The sequence below is a fragment of the Candidatus Hydrogenedentota bacterium genome, from assembly GCA_019695095.1.
Classification (GTDB): Bacteria; Hydrogenedentota; Hydrogenedentia; order Hydrogenedentales; family SLHB01; genus JAIBAQ01.
The window spans coordinates 1-19130 of record JAIBAQ010000112.1; the positions used below are offsets into that span (position 1 = coordinate 1).

12 protein-coding genes are annotated in these 19130 nt (G+C 58.3%); 1 reads left to right on the forward strand and 11 read right to left on the reverse strand.

The genetic code is table 11. From position 1 onward, the window contains the following. From K1Y02_17100 to K1Y02_17150, 11 genes are all read right to left on the reverse strand, one after another. On the reverse strand, positions 1-1330 hold a 1330-nt coding region (locus K1Y02_17100; protein ID MBX7258081.1), incomplete at its 3' end, for an O-antigen ligase domain-containing protein. Beyond that, complete coding sequence (locus K1Y02_17105) at positions 1327-2433, reverse strand: glycosyltransferase family 4 protein (GenBank protein ID MBX7258082.1); 1107 nt, start codon at positions 2431-2433, stop codon at positions 1327-1329. The genes K1Y02_17100 and K1Y02_17105, both read right to left, overlap by 4 nt. Before the next feature lie 78 nt (positions 2434-2511). Then, positions 2512-3423 carry a glycosyltransferase gene (locus K1Y02_17110; GenBank protein MBX7258083.1) on the reverse strand — a complete coding sequence of 304 codons (912 nt, stop codon included), beginning with the start codon at positions 3421-3423 and terminating at the stop codon, positions 2512-2514. After that, the gene (locus tag K1Y02_17115) at positions 3420-4805 is read right to left on the reverse strand and encodes a lipopolysaccharide biosynthesis protein (GenBank protein MBX7258084.1); all 1386 of its coding nucleotides are present in this window, start codon (positions 4803-4805) and stop codon (positions 3420-3422) included. Before K1Y02_17115 ends, K1Y02_17110 begins: the two co-directional genes overlap by 4 nt. Then, positions 4802-7687, reverse strand: coding sequence for a tetratricopeptide repeat protein (locus K1Y02_17120; protein MBX7258085.1), 2886 nt, complete (start codon positions 7685-7687; stop codon positions 4802-4804). Before K1Y02_17120 ends, K1Y02_17115 begins: the two co-directional genes overlap by 4 nt. Positions 7688-7700: 13 nt before the next feature. Further along, positions 7701-9275 carry an EpsI family protein gene (locus K1Y02_17125; GenBank protein MBX7258086.1) on the reverse strand — a complete coding sequence of 525 codons (1575 nt, stop codon included), beginning with the start codon at positions 9273-9275 and terminating at the stop codon, positions 7701-7703. Further along, positions 9272-12514 carry a tetratricopeptide repeat protein gene (locus K1Y02_17130; protein ID MBX7258087.1) on the reverse strand — a complete coding sequence of 1081 codons (3243 nt, stop codon included), beginning with the start codon at positions 12512-12514 and terminating at the stop codon, positions 9272-9274. Before K1Y02_17130 ends, K1Y02_17125 begins: the two co-directional genes overlap by 4 nt. A gap of 28 nt (positions 12515-12542) precedes the next feature. Further along, on the reverse strand, positions 12543-13316 hold the full coding sequence (locus K1Y02_17135; protein ID MBX7258088.1) for a WecB/TagA/CpsF family glycosyltransferase: 774 nt from the start codon (positions 13314-13316) through the stop codon (positions 12543-12545). A 365-nt stretch (positions 13317-13681) separates the two neighbouring features. Continuing rightward, on the reverse strand, positions 13682-16030 hold the full coding sequence (locus K1Y02_17140) for an AAA family ATPase (GenBank protein MBX7258089.1): 2349 nt from the start codon (positions 16028-16030) through the stop codon (positions 13682-13684). An 8-nt stretch (positions 16031-16038) separates the two neighbouring features. Then, positions 16039-17391: a polysaccharide export protein gene (locus K1Y02_17145; protein MBX7258090.1), complete on the reverse strand. Its 1353-nt coding sequence runs from the start codon at positions 17389-17391 to the stop codon at positions 16039-16041. After that, positions 17381-18460, reverse strand: a complete 1080-nt coding sequence (locus K1Y02_17150) for a sigma-54 dependent transcriptional regulator (protein MBX7258091.1) — start codon at positions 18458-18460, stop codon at positions 17381-17383. The genes K1Y02_17145 and K1Y02_17150 overlap by 11 nt, the downstream gene beginning before the upstream one ends. A 335-nt stretch (positions 18461-18795) precedes the next feature. Here K1Y02_17150 and K1Y02_17155 point away from each other — a divergent pair. Then, positions 18796-19130 (forward strand): DUF1080 domain-containing protein (locus tag K1Y02_17155; GenBank protein ID MBX7258092.1); only part of this gene is annotated, 335 nt, incomplete at its 3' end.

Genomic DNA, 19130 nt, shown 5'->3' on the forward strand with positions numbered 1-19130 from the left:
GGGCGCGCACGAACACAATAGGAGTCATGCCCGCGAGACCGCCGGCCATGAGCAGGTAGATGGGGTTGAACATGGCGTTGACGGTGTTGTCGACCATCCACAACGCGAGCAGCAGCGCGGCAAGCGCGTACGGGATGACGGCGGCGTGGGCCCATGTGAATGGATGGGCACGCCATGACAGCACGAGCGCTGGAAACAGTATTGAACCGAACAACCCCAGTAGGCCGACGACGCCGGTAACGCCGAAGGTGATGATCCATTGGCTGTCAGTGATGCTGATGTCACGTCCGGCGGCGTCGGTAATGCGCGAACGGTTCCATCCGCCCCATCCGAACAGCCATTGCTCGCGCGCACGCGCGCCAAGCAGGTTCTCGTTGCGAATGCGCGTTTCAAGCGATCCGGCGCGTTCTTCGCCGACGATCAGGTTGGCGTAATCGACGAGTTGCTCTCCGGACCACAGTCCGGAGGCTCGCAGCAGGATGTAGGCGACAGATACGAAGGCGATGGCCGGAATGGCCACGTTTACGCGTAAGTAGTAGATGACGGCAAGCGCCCCGAGCCCAATAAAGAGGACGCCGATTGCGCCGGTGGATTTGCAGAGCAGCGCGGTCAGCAACAACACGGCGACCATGGGCCACGTGGGAAACCCGAACAGGTGACGAAGCGTACCGCTGCGCCACAATGCCAGACCCGACAGGGCGGCACTCACCATCCACATACCCACCATAAGACCGTGCTCCATGAAGACCATGGGGCGGTATCCGCCGTAACGGATGGTCTGGCCAAACCCGTGTTGGTGGTAGCCGTAGAAGATTCGGTGCAATTGAGGGCTGAAACGAATCTCGAACCAGCAAAGCGGCGCGTAGATCAGTCCCCCGATGAATACGCCGATCATGAGTTCGCGCATGCCTTCAACGTCGCTGAAATACATGCGGCCAACGATGTACGGCAATCCCCAGCGCACGATTTGCCGAAACACGCTGGAAAGCCCGTCGTAAACGCCGAGGTTGTTCGTAATCGAGGAAAAGAAGGGACAGATACAGAGCAGCAACATCGCGGCATCGATCCAACGGGGCCGAAGCTGCACAATTCGCGTGGGATCGAAGAGAATTGTCGCCACAAAGATCCCAATCGACGTTGCGGACATCTTATTCCAGTCGGGCAGGCCGACTATGTTGTATTCCGCTACGGGCAGGAAGAGCCACGCGAAGAGAAAAGCGGCAATCGTGGCGCGGCGCGATGGCAGCACAAGGAACAGCGCCAGCAACACCAAAGGCCAGCCGAAGAGCATCAACGGAACCAGCATGTTGGCTTGCGGCGCGTCGCTCATGACTTTGCTCCTTGCGTGCCGCGCGATTTGCGAATGGCCGTCTCCAGAGCTGCCTCGAACCGCGCGGTGGCGTCGTCCCACGTATAGCTTCGCGCTTTAGTGTAGGCGCGCTCGGACATGCGTTGCCAGTCGGCCTCACTCGCCCGGCATAGCGAGACAATGGCATCCGCCAGCGCACCGGGGTCTTCGTGCGGCACGACGACACCCGTGCCATCGCCGAGCAATTCGGGCGCTGCCCCTGTTGGCGTGGCAATCACCGGCGTACCGCAGGCCATTGCTTCGAGAATCGGCAAGCCAAATCCTTCGCTTCGGCTCGGCACAAGCCACACGTCGGCCCGCGCGTACAGTCTCGGAATCTCCGTCTGCGGCGGACGCACGTAGTACTCGGTGTCCGCGGGCAACGGCAACTCCTCGGTGGCCGCCATTGCGCCAAACCCGATGCAACGCACCTCTCCCAACATCTTCCGCGCCCGCTCCACGGCGGCCGCGGCGATGTCGCTGCCCTTCCACAACGCCACGGAGTACATGTACCCCACGGTTGGAACGGGTTGCTTTACGCGGTCTTGCGCGTTGAAGGACTCCGTATCGACACTGTTCGGCACGACTGAGACATCGGTATCGTTGAATTCACGGCGGGCCGTCTCTGCGAGCCATTCCGCTACAACAATCTTGTGCAAAGGCAACGACCATGTTCTACGAACATGCGGCGCCCATGCCGGCTCGTGCACTTCAAAGTGTTGCAGGAAGTAAGCCTTTGCTCCCTTCGATGCGGGCAGTGCGGCGACCCAGTCGGCGGTTTCCCACCACGTTGCAACGACTACATCTGCATCGGGCACATCCCGCTCGGTTACGGGACGCCACATGTCGAGCGCGCGTTTTTCCACGTCCAGATGGTCGATGTGCGAGGGATGAAATCGGGGCTGCGAAATCCAACCTCTCCCGCGCAGCAACCAACCGATTCGCCGCTTGATCGGAATCCCGCGGTTAGGCGGATAGACAAGCGTCACATGGTGCCCGCGCCGCTTCAAGCGGTCCGCGTAAACCGCGATGACCCGAATCCCTCCGGAGAGGTCGGGCGGCGGCAGCACGAACGTGATTCGCATGAAAGGCCTCTCTAAAGATCGTCATTCGACCGGGGTGCGTCAGCTTCCCGCCAGACGAAGGTTATCGCGCATTTACCTCTAGTACCCGCGCATGGCGCAATACAGCGTACGCCACGATTCGACCCTATAGGGCTCGCGCAATACCGCCTTCACTGCGTACTTACGCGCGGTGGGCACGTTGCGTCCGGACAGCGCCCACCATACCCACTTCCTGTACGAACTCGCCGCGCTCACCTTACCCTGGATGGGGTACTTCCAATCGTGCGGAAGCGGGATGCCCCGACGCTCATGCGCGTCGCGCACGGCGCATACGGTATACCGCTGCTGCTCGTCAGCTCGGGAATACCCGATGCTGCTCAGGTGCTGGCGGTACTGCAAGACGACTTCGGGCACATTGGCAACCTTTCCGACTTCGGCCAAGCGAAGGAATATGTCCAGGTCTTCCGCGCACTCGTAGTCCTCGCGAAACTCGCCCACGCGATCGAATCCCCATTTACGAATCATCACCGCAGGATGAATCAGCGCTCCACCCTGTCCAAGCATGTGCGCGTTGTCGATTTCCTCGTGCGTATACCCAAGGCACATTTCGCGAATGGGGTCGCCGTCGCAATCGATCAACAGCACATTTCCGCCGACGACGACACAATCGGGATGATCGTCCAAGTACTGCACCTGCTTGCGGAATCGGTCGGGAGCGGCGATATCGTCGGCGTCCATGCGTGCGATGAATTCCCCGCGCGCGACGCGGAGTCCCTCGTTCAGCGCAATCGTATAACCCGTGTTGGGGCGGCTTGACAGTCGAATTCGGCTGTCCTCTTCCGCGTAACGCTCAAGCAGTTGAAGCGAGCCATCGGACGAACCGTCATCGACAATGATGAACTCAAAATCGCGATAGGTCTGATTCAAGATGCTCTCGACCGAGGCGGGCAGGTATCGCTCGTTGTTATATACCGGCATCAACACCGTGACGCGTGGACTGTCGTTACTCATGGAAGCCAATAATACCCCAATGCCATGCACACAATTCCCATTGCGAAACCCGCCAGATCCAGTGCCGGCAACCAGACCCCATACTTCCGGACGCTGAACGCGAGGATGGGATACATTACGTAATCGCTCACGGCAAAGCCAACAATGGCTCCGGTCGTACCGTAGTAGTAGTTTCCTAAGGCCATGCTCGCCACCAGCACCAAGGTCTTGCTGACCAACACCATCATAAATCGAAACGAATCGCCTACTGCGAGCAGGACGGGACCTATCGTGCTGGAAACCGAAGTCCCGATCGCGCCAAACGCCAGAATACGGAGCATCCGGCCCGCGTCCGCGTAGGCTTCGGGATACAGCAGGTCGATCACCTGTTGTCCGAACACGGCAAGCACACAATAAGGCGGAACACTGATCAACATCAGAATGGCTCGCACGCGAAAGGTGCGTTTACGGAGATGTTCCTCTCCCTTTTCCGCAAGTCGGGCGTAAATTGGAAACAACACGCGGCTGGCAAGATTGTTCAGGATGCCGATGCCCACGATGGATAGATTGGACGCTATCGTGTAGACGCCAAACACGGTCGAACTGAGGTAGGCGCCCAACGTAAAGGCGTCGATACGCGACGACACAAAGCCGAGCAGCGAACTGACCATGATCCATTTGCCGAAACGAACGAGCGACGCGGCGATCTCGCGATCCCACCCGAATCGGTTGGGCGGCCCCGGACAGAGAAGAAAACTGAGCGCGCACTTGATCGCGTATCCTGCGAGCGATCCGATCACCAGGGCCCAGACGCTGCGCAACATCCATGCGACAACCACCGTGATCCCGATTGTGAGAACCTGAGAGCTGATGTTGAGAACGGTGATGCGGCCCAAGGCCACACGGCGGCTCAGCAGGTGAAAATTGATGGAATTCAAACCGCTGATAACGGTCCCGAGAGCCGCCACAGGGAGCAGGTAATACAGCTCTGGTTTCCCGTAAAAATGGCCGACGGGCCACGTCAGGAGTAACGCCGCCAGGTACACCACCAATCCGCGAAGGGCCTGAATGGTCCACGCCGTGTTCAGGAACTTGGGCTCGTTCCCGCGCTTATCCTGAACGACGCTGAGGCCGATGCCCACGTCCGAGATCATTTCCAGGCCTTGAATGAACACCCCGACCAGCATCATGAGTCCAAAATACTCGGGGAACAGAAGACGCGTCAGAATCAGGTTGCTGACGAACCGCAGGCCTTGAGAAAACAGGTTCTCGACGAACGTCCATGAGAAACCACGCACCAATAGCGTGCGCAACGAGGCCCTGGCGACCTCGTCGCCTTCGGGCTCCGTGATGTCCGGTTCACGCGCATCCAAGCCGGAATCTAGACCCGGAATCCCGCTCATGCCTTAGACAAGGCCGCTTCCGCTTCCGCGCGCCGGGGGAAGTCCAGTCCGAGTTGATTCGCGTACCGGAGGGCCAACTCGATCAACTTCTTCCCGTCCTCTTTTTTGTCGGTTTGCAGCAGCACGTTGCCGAAATCCAGGAGCATGGTCGGATCCCCGGGCTGCATCTCCAGCGCGAGACCAAGGTTCTTCTGACCTTCCTGCAAATCGCCCGATCGCAACAAGGCCAATCCCAGCGTATGCAGCACGTTGGGATGCATCTTCAGCTTCTCCGACGCCTTCTTGGCCAGCGCAAGCGCTTCGGACGTGTCGCCATTCGTGCGAAGTATGCAATACGCGAGATTGTTCTGCACAAACGGATCGTCCGGAAGGAGCTCTATCAATTTGCGAAACACCGAGGTCAACTCTTCAAGGTTGTTCGACTCGTCAAGGTATTGTGCCAACGCCAACCAAGCCTCGGAGTTTTTCGGCTCCACTTCCACGGCCTTACGCAATGCTTCCTCTTGGCCTTTGCGGTCGTCCATCAATGAATACACTTCCGCCAAGCCCAACCACGCCCCCGCAACGTTCGAATACTTCGACGTGTACTCCTTGGCGATTTCCACGCGGTCCGGCATAGTCTTTGCCCGCGCCAGCGTGCGCAACAACAGGTTCACGAGTCGCGGCTGATTGGGAACACGCGTATCCAATTCACGGAATTGCTCCAGGGCCTTTGGCGCAAAACCCGCCTCGCGGCACGCCATCGCGTACGCAAACGTGAACAAACTGGACGGGTCCCCCGCCAGCGATTTCGCAAGCGACTGGTCATCGTCGGAAATAGGCCCTTCCAGTTTCCCTAGAGCGCTCAACAGCACGAGCGTGCTTGGCCCGGCAATGGGTTTGCCCTCCGCATTAAGCAATGGTTCGGAGACGCGGTCCGCCTTGTCGCCCTTGATGAGCGACGCCACATGCAGCAATCGAACCGACAAGGGATAACGCGCACCGGCCAATTCGTCACACTGCTGCAGCACTCCGGACCAATTGTCTTGCAGGGCATAGTCGAATGCCGTGATGAAACCTATTTGCGCCGCCATCTCCTTCGCCGACCGCACGCTCTCCAGGGTCTGCAATGAGGTATCGGCGTTTCCAACGTAGGTCAATACTTCACCCAGCGCGACCGCCAGAACGGAAGCATTGGGGAGTGATTCCATGCCCCGCTTCAAGACCTCAGTCGCCAGCGCCACGTCGCCTTCCGTGCGATACACGCGCGCGAGGTTCAGCAGCGTGGTCGGATCGTCTGGGAAGAGGGCATACGACGACTCCGCAAGTTGCCGCGCCTCGCCAAAGTACCCCGCTTCCATGCACAAATCGAAAAGCATCTGGCGGGCTTCCGTGTTTCGTTCGTACCGGGTAATCAGCCGCTTGAGCGAGCTTACCGCGAACTTCGGCATGCCCGCCGAACGGAACATCTGCGCAATGTTGTAGAACGAAACCACGTTGTCCGGCGCTGCCTGGGCGCATTCCGAATAGGCGGCCAAAGCTTGTGAACGAGCGCCGCCCAGAGCGAACGCGAATCCTCGTGCGTTCAGTTGATAAACCTTGCGCTCGCCGGTCGTCTCTTTCCACGACTCGATCAGACTCTTCATGCCCTCAACGTCGCGCTTAAGCAGCGCATTCAAATACGTGGCGACTGGAGAATCGGCAGGCAGACGCGTCGCCAGTTCTTGTGCCACAGCGGCATTGTCGGTAAACACCGCCGCCAGCGCCAATGCCTCCACGAGGCCATCCTCGGGCTTCGCCAGATAGGTTTCTCTATTCTCCAACAACCGCCTCAAGCGTGCTTCCTGCCACAACGTACGCCATGTTTCCCCCTCTTGAGGCGGCGCGGGGCTCGTTATCTCCGCCGTCGCGGTCGGAGCCCCCTCTTTGCCGGGCGTTATCGTGCCGCCGTTTTCCGCCGTCGCAAGCATGTCCGCGACTTGCTTGTTGTCTGGAAGCCCCGCCGAGGCCGCCTGCAGACATTCCACGGCTTCGGGATATTGCTTCTTGTGAATCAGACATACGCCGATCACGTAATTCGCCCACGCCGATTCGGGGGTGCGTTCAAGTATCGGCCGTGCGATCGATTCCGCTTCGTCGTACTGTTCCGCCATAAGAAGACTTCGCGCAAGCGACAACGCAAGATTGTCGTCGGTGGGACGCTCCGCCGCCATCTTGCGCAATTCCTGGACCATGGCATCCAGCTTGCCCTGCTTCTGATAAGCCTCGACAAGCAACATGCGCGCAGGCAACGATTGTCCATCGAGTTCACTTAAGACGCTTGAGAGTTCTTGCTCCGCTTCCGCGGCTTTACCGCCGTCGATATAAGCCGTGGCAAGATTCACGCGCACATCGACGGACTTCGGAAACTGCTCCTTTAGACTCGTCAACAACGCGATGGCATCGTCGTTCTTGCCAGACTCCCGCAACACATACGCGCGAAGAATGCCGCCGGATTCGGCTTTGACGGCCTCGAACTGTTTGGCAATCGCTTCTGCCCCGGCTGGGTCTTTGTGTTGAAGCAGAAGGCGTGCCGCATCGATGTACGCCGTGTCGAGCGTGGGCGACATCTGAATCGCCTCGCGATAGGCCGCAAGGGCCGCGTCGTCTTGTTTCAGCAGCACGAGGCATTTCGCCAAGCCCACTTTGGCTTCCGCGTTTGTTGCATCCAGCTCAAGAGCGCGCTCAAACGCCTTCCGGGCCTCCTCCGGATTGTGGATCGCCAGATACGTCTTGCCTTGCTCCGAATACTGCTTGCTGCGCCGCGCGCCACACCCCACAGAAACGGCCACAAGAGCGCAACACAAAATGGCTGTCAGCCACAAAACCGTCCCGCGAAAAGGTTGTGTGTGTCGGTTAGTCATACCGGGTTCCTTCCTACTGGATTTCCTTGCTCATCACCGGCGCGAATTTAGTCGCGAAGTCTTCCAACGATGCAAAAGCCCCACCCTCCCCATCGCTGAGGATTGGCGTCGTCACTTTGATCATGGCCGACGTGGGCGTACCGAATGTCAATTGGTTCTTGGCCCAATAAAATGCGTTCAAGAAGAAGTTACCCGTGACCGTGTCTCCTGTCTTGAACCAATACAACACCGCTTCCTGCTGGTCTCCCTTTACGAGCACCAATCGCTTTGCGGAAAACAGAATGCCCACCGACGCGCTTTCCTGCTTGACGATTTCCCATCCCGCGCCCACAAGGCACACTTCGGGGAAATGCAGGCTGCGTCGTGTCGTTCCGGCATGCACGATGCTCAACTGGATCGGCCTGCCCGCCGGAGACGCGTAGTTTCGAATGACAATCGTGCTGGACTCCAGAATCTGCTGCGTTCGGGTATCGACTCCGACATCGACCCCAACCTGCTTGTAGTCCACAATGCGATCGGGGATGTTGATGTTTACCGGCGCAGAAGCGTCGAGATTGGCCAATGCCTGCGCATTGATTATCTTCAGATGCGTGAACGTGACCGCGCCAAGCAAGACAAGCGCAATCCCAAACAACGCAACCGGGCTCCTTCGGGAGACTGCAGCAGGAGTCTCTTGAGCCTTGGGTTCGTTCTCGCGCTCCGCGCCCGCCCAGCGCCGCAACGGCACTTCCGCCAGGACAAAGAGCATAATGGCCACGGCATAGATCAGCACGCCGGAGAGGTCGTGTACCTTTCCGCCGGCCATCTCGCTCCCCCAGATATAGCCGACAACACAAAGGAAGAATATGCGGACAATATTCGCGGCGATGGCAATGGGTCCGGCAAGCACCAACAGAAGCACTTTTCCCCACCGCTTCGCCGAACTGATGTAAGCAGCGAGCGCGCCCAGAGCCAACAGCGAAATAAGGCTTCGCAACCCGCCGCACACGTCACCAACCAGGAGTTTGTCGCTGCCAAAATGGATGTACGAGCCTTCCCGCACCATCGGAAGCGTCAGAAGATTCGCAATCCGCACCGCGGTCTCCGCCGCAATCAATTTCAACTGCAGAGCGATACTCTGCGTCATCGATGGTGGAATGGGAATCATGAAGATCAGAAATACAATCGGGAACCACATGCACTGCGTTCGCGCGCGCCCCTGAAACACGATCAACGCGCCCGTCAACATGGGAAGAATGGAAAGGTGACCGAACACGCGGAAACCGAGGAAGTCGCCCACCAGCAGCATGACCCCCGCAAAAGCCATCCAAACGAGCCCCCATGCGCTGGGAGACACCGGAATTCCGGCAATTCTCGCTCGGTCTTTCCAGACGAAAAACAGACTTACCAGAGGCACAAGATATCCGTGCGTATAGTAGGAATCGACCAGATTCCAATTCGTGTAGAGTTCTTCCGCGGCTCGCCGGTACATCGCTACAAGGATCAGAGCGGCTACGACTCCGCCGAACAACGGCAAGTTGCGAGAGCCCGAAGAAGCCTGCTCCCTGTCGCCGTCAATTCGTTCTGGCGCCGCTTCGTGCCCGGTCATCCCTTGCTCTCCTGCGACTTGAGCGCCTGCTCAATCTGATTGAGACGCGCCGGGTTTACTGCGTCTCCCTTCTTGGATTTATCCTGCGCCATAGTGAGACGTTCGCGCGCCTGCTGAATATGGCCTGTCGCCAGGTAGACTTCCGCGAGCGCCGCGTCAATCTGCGCGGTCGTCGCGCTCATGCCATTCGCCGCAGTCTCCAAGTCACGCAGAGCCCGCGAGTACTCTCGCATGGACGACAGCACAAGGCCGCGCGTCAGCAAATATTCGGGCCGGTCGGAGAGACTCACGGCCCGGTCCGCCGCGGATAGCGCCTCTTCCGTGCGCAGGCCCGTCTGGACAAGAAGTGCGGCTTTCGTGTTGAGCATGTCCGCATCATCGGGGTTCTTCGAAAGGTAGCGTTCGCACAGCGCCAAGGCCTCTCCATACGCGCCTTGTCTGAGGCGCAGCTCAAGCATCTCACGCAGCGCGGCAACATAGTTCGGGTCCGCCAGCAAGGCCCGCGTCAGCGCTGTGGACGCGCGTTCGTACCGATCCGGCTTGTCGCCGTCGACACAGAAACGGGCAAGGGCCACCCACGCACGGGGCTCGCCGCCATGCGCCTTCGCAAAATCCTCGACGAGAGTGGCGGCTTCATCGTGTCGTCCTTGTGCGCTAATGGACTTTGCCAAGTCGAGCATGGCGTCAAAATCGTTAGGATCGGCGGTCACGCGTTCGCGCAGCACCTTCTCCGCCTGCGGCGCAGACCCTTCCGCAAGAAGCATGCGGCCGCGCAACGAAGCCACCATAGCCTCCGTCTCCGCATTGCCCTTGGCTCGCTGCTCCAACTTTGCCAAGGTCTCTTTCGCCTTGTCCGGTTGGTTGCGATCGAAGAAACTAACGGCCAACAGTCGTAAGGCGTCAAGATTGTCAGGATCAGACGCAAGCAACTCGTTGAGCGTTGCCTCCGCCTCTCGCGGCCGCTGCAACTTCATTTGGATGTCGGCCATCTGCAACCGCACTTCTTTCGACAAAGGCGCCAATGCAAGCGCGCGTTCCGCGTGTGTCAACGCTTTCGGAAAATCCGCGCGCGCCAGCGCAATCTTTATGAGTCCCCACTCCGCCCGCAGATTGCCTCCGGGAGCCGATTCGGCGCGCTCAAACAACGTTTCCGCCCCGTCATAGTCGGGCGGGTCACGCAGCAAGAGGACCGCCGCGTCCATCGTTACAAGTCCGAGATTGTCCGGCTCTTCGGCTCGAACGGCGTCCAGAAGCTGCTTCGCTTTTTCAACGCTGTCGGACTCGCCTTTGTCAAGCAATTGCGCAGCCACTTGGAGCCGGGCGGAGTTGAGCTGTTTTCGTGGCGGCGTACCCGCATCAATCTGTGTAGCCAAGCGCGTGATTGACTCGAGCGCACCATCGGTATCTTTCGTCCGCAGCGCGAGACCGATCTGCTCCACTTCGAGCGTCTTCTTGTCGTTGGCAGCTTCCAGCTTCGATATGCCCTTGTCATAGACGCCTTGCGCGGCTTCGATCTTGTCTTTGGATGCGAAAAGGCCGGCCCACGCGCTGTAGCTTTCACGGCCGAAGTCCTTCGCATCGCTGGCCTCCGCAAATACGGCTTGCGCCGCGGACTCGTCGCCTTTCGCCAACGCAATGCTGGCGCGCGACAAGGCAAGCGCGCTAGATTCAGCGCCCGCGGCGGCTGCGTCATCCAACGCTGCCTGCGCTGCCGGCAAATCCCCGAGCCCCAGGGAGACTTCAACCAGCATTCGATACGCGTCTACGTTCTTTGGGTCGCCCTTGATTGCCTTCGCGAGCAGTCCACGGACAACCTCACCGTATTCCGCTTGCTTCCCTGCCCGCGACGCGCCCTCAAACAACGTTGCCGCGGCAGACAGCAATCTTCCCGCGTCCACCTGCGGATCGTTAAGTACCTCATTGGCGCGTTCAGCCAGCTCTTTCAGTGTCAGCGGCTTGCCATACCGCTGCGACATCAGTTGCTGCGCCCGTATGTCTCCGGGGTTCTTCGCCAGATAACCTTCGAGCGTGTTGCGGGCCAGCTCATTTTCTCCCGTCTCGATATAGGCCAATGCCAGGGCAAATTGCGCGGGCGAAAACCCGGGCCGGAGTTGAACCACGCTGGCAAGCCGCTGTACTGCCGCCGCGGGTTCTCCCTTTACGAGCAGTTCCTTGCCCGCAAAATACTCCACGATGGGCATCTGATTCGGATTCACGCTCTTGTAGAACTCGATGGTCTTGTGCGCGTCGTCAAACCGGTTCGCGCTCAACTGCAAATCCACGAGCATAATCGGTAAAGATGGATTGTCCGCTTGTATCTCCGCTGGAGCCGCAGCCAACACGGCAATCGCTTCGTCAACCTTGCCAAGACTGCTGTATGCTCCGGCAAGCACCAGATACGCATTGATATCGCTTTGCTTGGCATCCAGTGCTCTCTTACCCAGATCGATTGCGCCGGCATAGTCTCCGCGCAACGACAACGATTGCGCGCGCGCCATAAGCACATCAGGGTCATCCGGCGCCAACGTCATGGCTTCCTGCAACAAGGCCTCGACCTTGGTCCAGTCGCTCGTTCGCGCAAGGTATCGAGCGTACTCGACGCGAACGTGCGCATCCTGTGGCCTGTCCGTCACTGCTTTCTCGAGGACACTCTGTGCCTGCTTTTCCTGGCCTTGATCGCGCAACAGCCGCGCAAGGTTGCCGTACACGTCGGAATGATCAGTGCCCGAATCGACCAACTTCTTGTATGCCTCTACAGCTTCGTCTCGCCGGCCCGTACGATCGAGCGCAAGCGCATGATAGTACCCAAGAACGGGGTCGTCCGGCGCGTTACGCAGCCACTCCGCCGCGTAGTACTCCAATGAACCCCAATCGTTCATGCGGACATAGGTGTCAATAAGCTTTGTCCGAACATCGGTATTGCCAGGATTAAAGCCCAAGATTTGCTGATACGCCGTCGTGGCCCCCTTTAATGCGGACTGACGATTGGGTATGAGGCTCTCGCACGCCTTCGCATACTTCAGCAACAGTTCTTCGTTCCGCGGGTCTTGCGGCATGTATCGTTCGTAATTTACTTTTGCCTTCTGCCAGTCGCCCTGCGCGTAAGCTGTCTCGGCGTCCCTAAGCCACGTGGCATTCCGGTGCTCTATGTACAAGTACACGCCTACGGCCCCCGCGGCTGCCCCCAATATAGAAAGCACCACAAGTACGCCCAGTACGATCCAGATCTTGCGCGTCATACTTTGCCCTATTTCGATTGTGCTGCCGTCAAGTGCGGACAGCCTGTATTACAACGCGACGCAACTCGCGCCACAATAACACGAAGATGAAAAGATCATCGACCAGGTAACGGCGCCACAATCGTCTGGGTTCCTGACAAAGCCGCCAAACCCACTCAAGTCCGTTTCGTTGCATCCAGACCGGCGCCCGCTGTACGCGGCCTGTCACCAAGTCAAACGATCCTCCAATACCGATCATCACGGGGACGCCGCATGCCTCGCAGTACTTGGCCATCCAGATTTCCTGGTGCGGACCTCCCAGCGCCACAAAGCAGATGTCGGCCCCCGATTCGCGGACACGTTCCGCGACCTCCATGCTCTGCTTCTCATCGGAGTAAAATCCGTACGGCGGCGAATAGATGCCCGCAATGCGCAATGTAGGAAAACGGGTGCGGAGCTTCTCGGCTGCATCCGCCGCCACACCCTCCGCCGCCCCGAGAAAATAGATCGAATGCCCTTGACCCGCGGCATGTTCAGACAAGAGAACCACTAGGTCGGAACCGCTCAGTTTGGCGGCAAGCGGCCTGCCAAAAACTCGCGAGGCCCAAATCACCGGCGCGCCATCGGCCACCCGCATCCACGCCTTCTTATACGCTTCCCGATACGGTTCAAGCCGGTGATACTGGCAAATGTGATCGACGTTGGGCGTGCAGATATATCCCGGCTGGCGCGAGCGAACGCGCAGGTCCACTTGCTCGCACAGTTCGGAGAAAGTCACGTTGCTGAAGGACATATCGAACAATTCGACCGTGTTCACTTTCACCTACCGAGACTGCCTTGGAGGCCGGCTCTTCTCTGCACCGCCGCATGCGGAATCCGGCTATCGCCCAAAACCGTTCAACCCCGGATTTCTCACGAACACACATGAACCCCTCTCGTAACCAGTACGTTTGCACGACCTGCGGCGCAAGTTGAGGCGGTTCTCCGAGAACAGATTGCGTACGCGAGAAATCCTCATGGCATAACCTCAACGTCCTGCACGTGAGCAATTGGCTTCGGCGCTCAATCGCGCCGGTGCAAATTGCGGACTACTCGGTCTCCTGTTCGCGATCACTTCGACGGGAACGCCGATTCGGTTCGACAAACCCATTGTGTACGGTGGAGCGGCACGCGTCTTTCTGCTACGTCTTAATAGATGCGCCGCTTGGGACGGATAGTGCTCGGCTCGTCCATGATCAACACGGATGCCGAGTCGTCATCATCTTCGATAATCACTTCTTGGTAGTCTTGACGCGGTGGTTCGCTTGCTTCCACGACATACTCGGGTTGCTCGTGGCGGCGGCCCTTCGCGGCATAGTTGTAGAAATTGTCCAGGTTGTCGCGCATGTAGCCGCCCGGTTCGTACCTCAAACCATTGAGCACTACTCCAACGATGTTCGTTCCGATTTGCTGCAGGTCATTCAGGCAGCGCTGTGCCATTCCAAGTGTAGTTACACCCACGCCGACGGTAACAATCACACCGTCCACCACCGGAGCCAACAGCTTCGCATCGGCCATCAGCAATACGGGAGGGGAGTCGATAATGACGTGTTCGAACATCTGCTCGGCCTGCTCAAGGAAGCCTACAATGTCACGTGACGCAAGTTGCCCGATAACGCCCGATTCGCCCAATCCCGGTCCCAATACAGAAAGGTTTGGGTGACCTGCCGTGCGTATCGCTTGTCCCGCCTCCATGCTTCCACTCAGTATCTCCGACAACCCGGGTCCCGCCGACAGCCCCATGGCTTGTTCGATCGAGGGACGCCGCGAGCAGATATCCAGCAACAACACTCGCCGATTCGCCTGCGCCAACGCGGCGGCAAGATTGCAGGCCAGCGACGTCTTTCCGTCTCCGCGCATGGGACTCGTGATAAGTACCGTGTTCAGTTCGGCGGAACCTTCCGGCGGGTAAATGATCCGCGTCAACACGCGACGGTATTCGTTTGCGGAGATAGATTCCGGGTGGCGCAGCATCACCGATGACGCACGCACCTTTGCAGGCAGCTTGTCCGAGTCCGTGCGCGGAATCATCGCGATAAGCGGCAGGTCCGAAATATAGCCGACGTCTTGGGCCGTGCGGATTTGCTGATCGGTCAACTCCCGCCACAAACCTACGGTCGCTCCCGCGCCACACGACGCCATCATCACCAGCGCCAACATCTTCAACCGGCGGTTGTAGTCCGGGAACTCCGGAGCCTGCGCCGGTTCCGCTACGTTGATTGTGGAGGGTGCGCGGCTTTCGATGTGCAACATGCGGATCTTCTCTTGCACGTCGCGAAGATCGGTTCGCGCGTCCTCAAGCGCCGCTTCTTCTTCTTTGACGCTTGCCATCGCCTGCATGATTTCCAGCGACTTCTGCGTGTGCGTATCCAGCAGCGCCGTGAAGTTCGTGCTGCGCGTCTTCGCGTCATCGACGGCCTTCTTCGCGCGCTCTAGATCCAGCTTTGCCAATTCCAAACGTGATTGGGCAATACGTGCTCGTGCCTCTCCCTGAGAACGGGCAAGCTCCTTCTCCATCGAGTTGCGCGCTTCAATTTGAGCCGTCAGAAATGGGCTTCCCTCAAGGTACTTCTCTTTCAGCTCGGCAAGACGCGCATCGGTCGATGCGAGTTGCTGCGTCTTGACTTGCACTGCATTGTCAGTGCTCAACGACTCTTCAATTCCAAACTCGTAGATAGGTTGTTCCGGAGCGCTCTTGGAACGCGCGACTATCTCCTCAAGTTGGCCCACCTGCGATTCGAGTTGCCCGGCTTGGTTTTCCGCGGTGCTGATATCCGCCTGGGCTTTGGAGAGATTATCGAAGATGGAGCGCATCTCCGCGTCCACACCCTCGGAACTGTTCGTGACAAGCCCGCCAATGCTCCGGCGCCGCTTATCCACCGAATTGCGGAGATCGGTGACCTTGTTTTCAAGAGTATCACGCTCTTCAATCAACTGGCGCGTGATCTGATCGTTCGTCACCTTTTCGCTGGCAGTAGCCTGCTTCAAATACTCTTCAACGACGGTCCGGACAATCAACAAGGCCGCATTACGGTCACTGGATGAAAACGATACTTGTACAAGTTCCGTAACTGGCGTCAACTGCGCTCTCACTCGGCGTTGCAGAAATGAGCGAGGATCCCGCTGGCGCGCGATGAGCGGCAAGTCGCGGATCTGCGGCTGTTGAACGACGCGCTCCAGAACGCTGTTCCCTTTAATCAGTTCCTTCTGGGTCTCTACGTAAGTCACGTAGTCCGAAGACACCGCCGTGCCTTCCGTGTTTGTCAAAATGACTTGACGGCTCGGCGAGAAGCGAATAGCCGAGGTGGCTTCGTATTCACGCGGCACAAAAAACCAAACGGCCAGACTGAGCGGTATGATCAGCATGACCGCCACAAACGCCATGAGCGGTCCGCGCATGCGTATCATGCGCTTCAAATTAATCCGTCGCAGCCCCGCCCCCTGCATTCGCGCCTGGGCTGAGAGAGCCGTTGCATCGGTCAAATACTCAGTCGTCATGCGTCTTCCTACGGCGTCGCTGCCGGTAGTTGCGGCAGACTCCCCAAAATGCTGCCGAAGTTTCGAATACCCTGCAATGTCGTGACCAACTGGTTGGTATCTGTAGTGTTATTGAACAACAAGTTGTATCGCTTATCCGTGTAGTAGGCGTCGTAAGCCTGCGTGTACAACGACAATAGCGGCGAAATCGATCCCGTGAATCTCGATACAAATTCCTGGAGACGCACCAGCCCCTTGCGAGGAACATATACAACGTCTCCCGGTTGCAGCGGGATGTCCTTGCCGGTCTTCAGAATCTTCTTCCAATCGATGAGCAATACGTCGTAGTTCGTCGCATCCACCGGGCGCATCAGCACGACGTGAGAAATGCGGGCCGATGTCTCAAGCGGACCGCCCGCTATCGTCAGCACCTGCGTTAGCGTCTGGCCTTCGTTCAACTGAAACACGCTCGGCGTACGCACCTCTCCCAGCACATACACCAAGTTGACGCCTTCCGGAAGATAAACGATGTCCCCCGGGTAGACCTCAGTCTCGCTCGGATGCGGACCCTTGCGCGTCAGGCCGCTCAAGTCCAGTTCGATGATCTCACGGCCACTCGACCCCGTACGGATGATAAACGCCTTGGACAACGTGCCTTGCGTTGCCGCATAAGCCTCGCCCCCGGAACGTTGCGTAATCCGCAGGCCACCCGCAATGTTGATTGCCTCAAGTACGTTGACTTTTCCTTCGTACGGATACTTGCTCGCGCGGTTCACGTCGCCGATTACGTAGAAATATTTGCTCGCGGTCGTACGCACGTTGAGTGCAATCTGCGGTACCTTGAATACCTTCTCGTAGGCCGTTCGAATGGCCGCTTCTGCTTGATCCCGCGTCATGCCATTTATGTTGACATTCGGGATAAGCGGCAACGATACCGTCCCGTCATAAAGCACCAACACCTGATCGCGCGTAATGGATGGATCGTCAAAAGACTGGAACGACAACAGGTCACCCGGACCGATCGTGTAGTCGCCCAACGGTTCGCTGGCAACCGGCTCCGACTCTGGAGACGCCTCTTCGGGGGCCGCCGCGGCAGGCTCCGGCGTAGCTGCCGGAGACGCCTCCGCTGCTGCGGCAACGGCCTGCTTGGCTGGTTCTTCGGGCGACTCCGCGTCGACCCACTTCAGGTTCAGTTGTTCCGATGACAAGGTCACCTTCTCTTTAATCGGTGAGTTCTTGTCATTGACTTTCTGAACCGGTAGTTTTGTCTTCTCCCCCGCGAAACCCACAGGCGTCGCGATGAGGGCAGCCAGAATGCACACGGTGACGGCCATCCATAGCTGGCCGCCAACCCTAAGCACCACGTGATCGTTACTCTTCATGCTTCCCGCTCTTGCCAAGGTTGTATGCGTCTATTCGCCTCAACAGCGAACTGTAGCTAATACCCAAGAGTTTAGCGGCACGCCGCCGATTCCACAACGTATATCTCAGGACATCCTCTAACAGGGCCTTCTCTGCTTCCTCCACCGCACGCTGCGCCACCTCTTTCAGAGATGGAAACTTGCGCGGCTGTGGAGCACTCGCTTGCGACGGCTGTGTGGCGGCTGCGGCCGCGGGCACTACTTGTGGCGCCTCAGGTACCGCTTCAGCCGCCAGTTCCACGGTATCGCCCAGCAGCAACTCGGGATCCCCGGTTGCCACATACTTCTTGACGCTACCGCCAAGTTCACGCACATTACCAGGCCAAGGTAGCCGCTGCATCTGACGGACGTAGTCCGCAGGCAACGGCTCGTACGCCCTGCCAAGGCGCTCACAATAGTTAAAATTGAAGTGTTCCGCAAGTAATGGCACATCCTCGGGGCGTTCCCGAAGCGACGGCATGCGCACGATGACCTCGCTCAAGCGGAAGTAAATGTCTTCTCGCATAGCGCCGTTTCGCACGGCCTCCTCGAGATTGACGTTGGTGGCCGCTATTACGCGAACATCCACTTGAATCGGCGTCACTCCACCGATTCTCATAAACGGCTCCCCATCAAGGACTTGCAACAATTTCCCCTGGACAGTCGGCGAAGTCTCTGCAATCTCATCCAGGAAGATCGTTCCGTGGTTTGCCAACTCGAACCGGCCCGGTTTTGAATTGCGCGCTCCCGTGAAGGCCCCCCGTTCATATCCGAACAGCTCGCTCTCCAAAATACTCTCAGGAATGGCGGGGCAATTCACTTTCACGAAGGGTCTGCCGCTTCTGCCCGATTGTTTATGGAGCATCCGTGCGGCAATGTCTTTCCCTGTGCCGCTTTCGCCGGTGATTAAGACGGTTATGTCCGCGGAGGCCAGCCGCCCAAGCATTTCCCGCACATTGGCAATAGCCGGACTCTGGCCCACCAATACTTCATTGAGGGGCGCTTGAACTGAGACCGCGTTCGCTGGCTCTGATCGGGCAGGTTCGCCCACGATACCCTCCCTGCGTGCAGGGCCTGTTGTTGGCGAAGCGCTCGCGCAATAGGCTTCGCGAAATCGCTTCGCCTGCTAGGAATGCCTCCGGTAGCGGTTCGCCTTGCCGGGGCTTCAGTGCCTAACCTTTAGCCACGAATATTCTATACAATCGCCGCGATTTGCGCAAGTTTGTTTATTGCCTGACAAACATAAACCCTTGCCATACCCACCTTTCACCGCAAGACGACATTATGTTGGTCAAATGTGATTATCTGCCACCATTTCATTCGAATGCCCCTGTCGGCCATAATACACCCTCAATTGCGAATCGTCGCACTGAGGGGAGAGTAGCCATGAAATCCATGACCAGGCGTGAATTCGTACGGCGAGGCGCCGGATGCGCCCTCGGCTTGAACTTGGTTCGTGCCGCCGCGGCCGCTGAGCAGGCAAAACCAGAATCCCTGTTTGACGGCAAGACGTTCAAGGGGTGGGAAGGCAATCAGGAGGTATTCCGAATCGAAGACGGTTCAATCGTCGGTGGGTCGCTCAAATCCCCCGTCGCACACAATGATTTTCTGTGTACGACGGAACGGTACAGCGATTTTGAACTCACACTTAAGGTCCGATTGCTCGGTTCGGACCCGAACGCGGGCATCCAAATACGTAGCGAGCGCATTCCCAACGATTT

Bases quoted from the DNA above. Each gene is read 5' to 3' on its own strand.
- K1Y02_17105 (MBX7258082.1), bottom strand. From the start codon at position 2,433: ATGCGAATCACGTTCGTGCTGCCGCCGCCCGACCTCTCCGGAGGGATT.
- K1Y02_17110 (MBX7258083.1), bottom strand. From the start codon at position 3,423: ATGAGTAACGACAGTCCACGCGTCACGGTGTTGATGCCGGTATATAAC.
- K1Y02_17115 (MBX7258084.1), bottom strand. From the start codon at position 4,805: ATGAGCGGGATTCCGGGTCTAGATTCCGGCTTGGATGCGCGTGAACCG.
- K1Y02_17120 (MBX7258085.1), bottom strand. From the start codon at position 7,687: ATGACTAACCGACACACACAACCTTTTCGCGGGACGGTTTTGTGGCTG.
- K1Y02_17125 (MBX7258086.1), bottom strand. From the start codon at position 9,275: ATGACCGGGCACGAAGCGGCGCCAGAACGAATTGACGGCGACAGGGAG.
- K1Y02_17130 (MBX7258087.1), bottom strand. From the start codon at position 12,514: ATGACGCGCAAGATCTGGATCGTACTGGGCGTACTTGTGGTGCTTTCT.
- K1Y02_17140 (MBX7258089.1), bottom strand. From the start codon at position 16,030: ATGACGACTGAGTATTTGACCGATGCAACGGCTCTCTCAGCCCAGGCG.
- K1Y02_17145 (MBX7258090.1), bottom strand. From the start codon at position 17,391: ATGAAGAGTAACGATCACGTGGTGCTTAGGGTTGGCGGCCAGCTATGG.